The 1,743-nt window shown below is 51.2% G+C and carries 1 protein-coding gene and 1 pseudogene; one reads left to right on the forward strand and one right to left on the reverse strand.

The window, feature by feature from the left end; translation table 11 throughout:
* Positions 1-288 precede the first annotated feature (288 nt).
* A complete protein-coding gene (locus ACRC27_RS12790; protein ID WP_438640044.1) occupies positions 289-612 on the forward strand; it encodes a hypothetical protein in 324 nt (107 codons plus the stop codon).
* Positions 613-832: 220 nt separating this feature from the next.
* Here ACRC27_RS12790 and ACRC27_RS12795 read toward each other — a convergent pair.
* Positions 833-1,743, reverse strand: a pseudogene (locus ACRC27_RS12795) (ammonium transporter); the annotation flags it as partial.

The following is a 1,743-nucleotide window of genomic DNA, read 5'->3' on the forward strand; positions in this document are numbered from 1 at the left end:
AGCGATATCAAAGAAGCTATCTGGAAAGAGCCGCAAGACGAGCACGTTTTGCAGTTTGATATTTAACCCGTCATTTAAGACGAAATATTCAACGCTTAAAACCTCATAACCTCACCGCTGCCGTAAGCTTGTGCTACGGTAGCGAGACCGTGAACGCCTGCGCAGCCCAGATAAATCCGCACATCATCACTTATCATTTATAACAATTCACTGAGTCTAAGGGTGCACTCCGGCGGCGTATACTGCTCAAAGAGTCAATGATGAGTGTAGATACGAGCATAAGTGCCGATGATGTTAACTATCGAGTTGGAAGACAATAAGTACCTGCAGCATTTTTTCAGAAAATATGCGCAGTACGAAGCGGCCGTAAAACGCAATGTGCACGAGGTGTTACCGGAGATCATTTTGCATCGTCCGCATAAAATAAAACCGGCCTACGATTTGAAAAGACACCAACTGACCATTCAGGAATATAAAGTGGTGGTCGATAAGGTCAATTTTCGTGCGGCCTACACCCAAAGCGGTGATGCCGTGACGGTGTTCTACATTACCCCTACCACCATCAAACGCGGATTTGTGCGTGAGTTAGCATCAACTTCGCTCTGCGACTAGCGCTTACCCGCTGTGGCAGAGTGCGAGTGATATGTCTACTAGTGGAATAGTGGATAGAGATAGGGCTACAAAAATAGAGCAGAGATGCCGGTTCGGGCATCTCTGCGGGTAGAGCTAAGCATAGATTTCGCTTAATGAAACATCATGTAAGGTAACTGAAAGTACGTCGAAGGTAAGTCACCACTCACATACAATCTTACGCCCTCCATGACCAGTTAAATCACTGGTTATAAGCATTCTCGCCATGGGTAGTGACATCCAGCCCAATGCGTTCGTCTTCTTCTGCTACGCGCAGGCCTACCACCAAGTCGACCAGTTTGTAGCAAATCAGAGCCACAACGCCAGACCACAGGATAGTGATGCCAACACCCAGTGCTTGGATTTTCACCTGCTCCCACATTGCATATGGGGCAACGCTATTAGTGACATAATCCCACACACCGGTTCCGCCAAGCGCAGGATCGGCAAACACGCCCGTTAAAATTGCGCCCAGAATACCGCAGACACCGTGTACGCCGAATACATCCAGCGCATCGTCCACACTCAGCCAGCGTTTGAGCGCATGTACGCCCCAGTAACCGGCAATACCGGCCAGCAAACCGATAATCAGCCCACCACCGACACCTACGAATCCGCAGGCCGGAGTAATCGCGACCAGACCGGAGACTGCGCCTGACGCTGCGCCCAGTAAAGAGGGTTTGCCCTTTAATATCCACTCAGCAAACAGCCATGACAGAGTGGCCGCGGCGGTTGCGCCCCATGTGTTCACAAAGGCCAAGGTTGCGGTGCCGTTCATTTCCAGTGCTGAGCCGGCGTTGAAACCAAACCAGCCAAACCACAGTAAAGAGGCTCCAATCATGGTCATGGTTAAACTGTGTGGCTTCATGGCTTCACGCCCGAAACCTACGCGCCGTCCGACCATGTAAGCGCCCACTAATCCAGCCACTGCTGCGTTGATATGTACGACCGTGCCTCCGGCAAAATCCAGTGCACCATGACGGAACAGATAACCGGCCGTTGCGGTTGCGGCAGTTGCCGCTTCTGCGCTGGTATAGGCATCAGGACCTGCCCAGTACCAAACCATGTGCGCCATCGGCAGATAAGAGAGGGTGAACCAGACCACGCAAAACA

Origin of the sequence: Plesiomonas sp. (genome assembly GCF_051650925.1) — a bacterium.
GTDB lineage: Bacteria > Pseudomonadota > Gammaproteobacteria > Enterobacterales > CAMTGL01 > Plesiomonas.